We start from the raw sequence: 4,244 nt of genomic DNA, 5'->3' as shown, positions 1-4,244 counted from the left end.
CCCGTGGCGCCCCCTGCGCCGGTCACATTCGCCATGACCAGCGGTCTGCCAACGGCATTGTTCAGCGGCTCGGCAATTGTGCGCGCTGAGATATCGGTGGCGCCCCCGGCACCGTAGGGGATGACCATGTTAATCGGCCGCTCCGGATACTCGGCAAACGCGGTTGTCGCGAGGCCCAGACTGACGGCACAGGCCGCGCCAAAGGTCTTGAATTTCATCATTTTTCTCCCTGTTCGTTCGTTATTAAGGAGATGTCCGGCCACGACCGCCACCGCCCTTGACAATTGGTATCGTTAAGTGAAGCTTTAAAGAAGTAATTTAATATTACAAATTGCGTTAGGCTGACTTACGAAAGAGGCCCGACAGCCCGTGTCGATCAGAATGCTCAGAACCCTCATCGCCATTGATGATCACAAAACTTTCAGTGCGGCGGCAGATGCTGTCTTTGTGACCCACGCCGCCGTCAGCCAGCAGATGCGCGCGCTGGAGGAAAACTGGGGCGTTCAGATATTTGACCGGACGCGGCGCACGCCCGAACTCACGCCTGTGGGGCGCGCGCTGGTGGCCCGGGCGCGTGAGGTGGTGCGCGGGTACGACCAGATCCTGCCCTCTGTCACGGGCGAAACCGGCGTCAGCGGCGAGGTGGCGCTCGGCGCCCTGCCCACAACGCTCACCACACTGGTCCCGCAGGTGATCTCGTTGCTGATGGCGCGCCATCCGGATGTGCATGTGCATCTCAATCCCGGGCTGACGACGGCAATGATTTCTCAGCTGGAGCGCGGGGCGCTGGATGTGGCGCTGATCACCCGGCCCGAGACCCTGCCCCCCGACCTTGAGTTTATGGAGATTGCCGAGGAGCCGGTGCAGTTGCTGGCCTCGCTGGAGACGCAAAGCGATGATCCGCTCGAACTGCTGTCGTCGCATTCCTTTATCCGGTTCAACCGCGATGCAGTCGTCGGCCATATGATCGAAACCTGGCTGCAGAAAAAAGGCATCCGGGTCAATGAAACCATGGAACTCGACAGTCTTGAGGCAATTTCCAGCATGGTGCACGCCAACTTAGGCGTAGCGATGGCGCCCCGCCGCTGTGTCCGGGTGCGCAATCCGCTGGCTCTCAAACGCTTGTCGCTGGGTCCGGATGCACCGGTGCGACGGCTCGGGCTTGCGCACCGGCGCGACAATCCGCGCTCGCGCATCCTGAGTGAGCTGCACAGCCTGTGCCTGCGGGTCATTGAGAGTGCCAGCGCGGTGAACGCCGGTCCGGACCGGACCACGCCGGAATGACATCCCAGGAGTTACTCTGCATATTTATGGGGGCCGCCGCCGCCGGTTTCATCAACGGCATGGCTGCCTTTGGCACCGCGCTCTTTGCGCTGGGGTTTTTTCTGACGGTGATGAGCCCGGTGCAGGCCGTGGCCGTCACGGTCAGCATTGCCGCTGTAAACGGGGTGCAGGGCATCTGGGTGGTGCGTCATGAGATGATGGCCAACCTGCCACGGCTTGCGCGGTTTCTGGTGCCGGGGCTCATCGGAATTCCTGTCGGGTTGTCAATGCTGGAGATGATCAATGCAGAGACGTTGAAACTGATGATCGCGGGGTTTCTCATTCTGTATGGCGGTTATTTTTCATTGCGTCGCAAGCTGCCGGATATTGCTCAGCGCACACCGGTGATTGACGCACTGGTGGGGTTTGCCGGCGGTGTGCTCGGGGGGGCCGTGGCGCTCTCCGGCGTGCTGCCGACGATGTGGTGTTCGCTGCGCAACTGGCCCAAAGCCGAAGTGCGTGCCGTCCTGCAACCCTATAACCTCTCTGTCCTTGGCTTTGCGATGATCATACTGATCGGCAAAGGGGCTTATGACCGCGAGACGCTGGTTTTTGTGGCGATTGCGATGCCGGTGGCGATCATCTTTGCCCGGATCGGGATCGCGGCTTTCCGGCGCATTCCAGGTGCGCTGTTTCACCGCCTTCTGATCGGGCTCTGCCTCGTGTCGGGCACCCTTCTGATGATAAGAGAACTGCTATGAGAATTGACCGTATCGAGGTGTTTGTTTTCCGCGCGCCCACGCCTGCACCGGTTGCCACCTCCTTTGGCACCATGCGTGACAGGCCGGCCGTATTCGTGCGCCTCACCGAGCGTGATGGCCAGAGGGGGTGGGGCGAGATTTTCGCCAACTGGCCTGCCGCAGGGGCCGAACACCGCGCCCGGTTGCTGGCCGAAGATATCAGCGCGCTGATCCTGGGCCGGGCTTTCCGCAGACCGTCCGATCTGTGGCGTGACCTGACCGCGCAGACCCGGATCCGCGCGCTGCAATGCGGCGAGCCCGGCCCTTTCGCGCATGTCCTCGCCGGAGTTGACACTGCGGTCCATGACATCGCCGCCCGGATGGCCGGTCTTTCGCTGGCACGGCTGCTTAATCCCGGGGCCTCAGGCGACGTGCGCGTTTATGCCAGTGGTATAGCAATTGCGCGGGCCGATGCGGAAATCGCAAGCGCCCGGGCGCGTGGCATCACCCGTTTTAAGGTCAAGGTCGGTTTCGATATGGCCGGTGATCTGACCCGACTGGCCGCGCTCAGCAACGGGCTGGCCCCCGGCGAAAGCCTTTTTACCGATGCCAACCAGGCCTGGGACCTGCCACAGGCACAGACGTTTATGACCGGGGCCGCAGATCTCGGGATCGGCTGGCTGGAAGAACCGGTTGCCGCGGATCGCCCCGCCTCTGACTGGCAGAGCCTCGCGGGCCACGCGGATATACCGCTGGCGGCGGGCGAAAACATCTCAGGTGACGCAGAGTTCGGAACAGCCATTGCCGCAGGTGCGCTGCAGTTTGTGCAACCCGATGTCGCAAAATGGGGGGGCGTCGGCGGGTGCTACCGCGTGGCGCGACACGCGCTGAAGGCGGGCCTTACCTATTGTCCGCATTTTCTGGGCGGCGGCATCGGGCTGGTGGCCTCGGCACATCTGCTGGCGGCAGCGGGCGGCGACGGGCTGCTGGAACTTGACGTGAACGCCAACCCGCTGCGCGATGCCTTTTTCGACGGCGACCCGGCGCAGGGAGGCATCTGGCGTCTCAGCCCCCTGCCCGGTCTCGGCATTGACGCGCTGCCCGGAGCGATCATGCCGTTTCAGACACTGGCTCTTGACCTCAGTTAGCATTGCACCATCCTGAGGCGCGCGTCAGGGGAGAGACTATGTACACGCTTTATTTGGCCAAAGGAACATCCGCGCTTGCAGCGCATATCCTGCTTGAGGAAATCGGTGCCACATATGAAACGCAAGAGCTTTCAATCCCTGATCAGGATCATCAGGCCCCTGAGTACCTTGCGATAAATCCGCGGGGCCGGGTACCGGCATTGCAGACTTCCGGGGGTGTGCTGACCGAAAATCCCGCGATCCTCGCCTATCTCGCACAGGCGCACCCCGATACGGGTCTTGCGCCTGCGGACCCGTTCGCCTTTGCCCGGGCGCAGTCGTTCTGCATGTATCTGGCCGCCACGATGCACCCTGCCTTTGCGCATAAACTGCGCGGGGCGCGCTTTGCCGATGATCCGGATGCGATTGACGCGATGAAGCAGAAAGTACCGGACAACATGGCCGAATGCGCGCAGCTGATCGAAGATCACCTGCTCCGGGGCCCCTGGGCAATGGGAGAAGAGTTCTCCTATTGCGACCCCTATCTTTTTCTGGTGCACCGCTGGCTCGGAGCCAACGGGATCGACACTGCGGATTATCCGAAAATCCACGCGCATATGTTGGCGATGAAAGAACGCCCGTCGGTGAAAAAGGTCATGGCAGAGCACGGGCTTTAGCCGATGATTTCGTCCGATTTGTCATCGGTTTCGCCATAGCGGCGCATCACTGCGGGTTTTGTGCCCTCATAGATACGTTCGATGTTATGCTGGATCTTCGCGTTTTCCCGCTCGAAAAGACAATCACCGTTCATATCTGACGCCACGATAAAGGGCCCCATGCGACGCGCGCGAATGACCCACATCGCCTGGGCAATACCCAGTTCCTCGTGCCAGTGTACGGCCTCAACTGTTTCGACCCCGCGCCCTAAAAGCGCACCGGTGCCGTAGCCCACGGTGGAGAGGTAAACCGCCCCGTTGGGCACGAAATATTGCATGTAATCCTTTGACGACATCCCGCCCTTGCCGATGATCAGCCGCGCGCCGGTTTTTGCCATCCATTCAGGCAGCCATTTAGCAAAGCGAAAGCTCGCGGTCGCCGTCACAGCGCCAAGATC

Annotated in this window: 5 protein-coding genes and 1 pseudogene; 4 read left to right on the top strand and 2 right to left on the bottom strand. The window is 61.4% G+C overall.

The features are described 5' to 3' along the window. Positions 1 to 218 (bottom strand): annotated as a pseudogene (locus tag Q0M35_RS17675) (tripartite tricarboxylate transporter substrate binding protein); the annotation flags it as partial. 151 nt (positions 219 to 369) lie between these two features. Here Q0M35_RS17675 and Q0M35_RS17670 point away from each other — a divergent pair. Genes Q0M35_RS17670 through Q0M35_RS17655 form a run of 4 tightly spaced genes read left to right on the top strand, consistent with a single transcriptional unit; the run spans position 370 to position 3,807 of the window. Further along, positions 370 to 1,284, top strand: a complete 915-nt coding sequence (locus tag Q0M35_RS17670) for a LysR family transcriptional regulator (protein ID WP_295317574.1) — start codon at positions 370 to 372, stop codon at positions 1,282 to 1,284. After that, positions 1,281 to 2,024 carry a sulfite exporter TauE/SafE family protein gene (locus tag Q0M35_RS17665; RefSeq protein ID WP_295317573.1) on the top strand — a complete coding sequence of 248 codons (744 nt, stop codon included), beginning with the start codon at positions 1,281 to 1,283 and terminating at the stop codon, positions 2,022 to 2,024. Before Q0M35_RS17670 ends, Q0M35_RS17665 begins: the two co-directional genes overlap by 4 nt. Beyond that, on the top strand, positions 2,021 to 3,151 hold the full coding sequence (locus tag Q0M35_RS17660; protein WP_295317572.1) for a mandelate racemase/muconate lactonizing enzyme family protein: 1,131 nt from the start codon (positions 2,021 to 2,023) through the stop codon (positions 3,149 to 3,151). Before Q0M35_RS17665 ends, Q0M35_RS17660 begins: the two co-directional genes overlap by 4 nt. A 38-nt stretch (positions 3,152 to 3,189) precedes the next feature. Continuing rightward, positions 3,190 to 3,807 (top strand): glutathione S-transferase family protein, encoded by a 618-nt coding sequence (locus tag Q0M35_RS17655; RefSeq protein WP_295317571.1) that lies wholly within the window; start codon positions 3,190 to 3,192, stop codon positions 3,805 to 3,807. On the opposite strand, the gene Q0M35_RS17650 is transcribed toward Q0M35_RS17655, so the two are convergent. Further along, positions 3,804 to 4,244: fumarate hydratase C-terminal domain-containing protein (locus Q0M35_RS17650; RefSeq protein ID WP_295317570.1), on the bottom strand; the 441-nt coding region annotated here is incomplete at its 5' end. The two genes, Q0M35_RS17655 and Q0M35_RS17650, sit on opposite strands and share 4 nt — an antisense overlap.

The sequence above is a fragment of the Roseobacter sp. genome (assembly GCF_024639605.1).
GTDB lineage: Bacteria > Pseudomonadota > Alphaproteobacteria > Rhodobacterales > Rhodobacteraceae > Roseobacter.
This window is presented reverse-complemented; position numbering and strand designations above follow the sequence as displayed.

Bases quoted from the DNA above. Each gene is read 5' to 3' on its own strand.
- Q0M35_RS17665 (WP_295317573.1), top strand. From the start codon at position 1,281: ATGACATCCCAGGAGTTACTCTGCATATTTATGGGGGCCGCCGCCGCC.
- Q0M35_RS17660 (WP_295317572.1), top strand. From the start codon at position 2,021: ATGAGAATTGACCGTATCGAGGTGTTTGTTTTCCGCGCGCCCACGCCT.
- Q0M35_RS17655 (WP_295317571.1), top strand. From the start codon at position 3,190: ATGTACACGCTTTATTTGGCCAAAGGAACATCCGCGCTTGCAGCGCAT.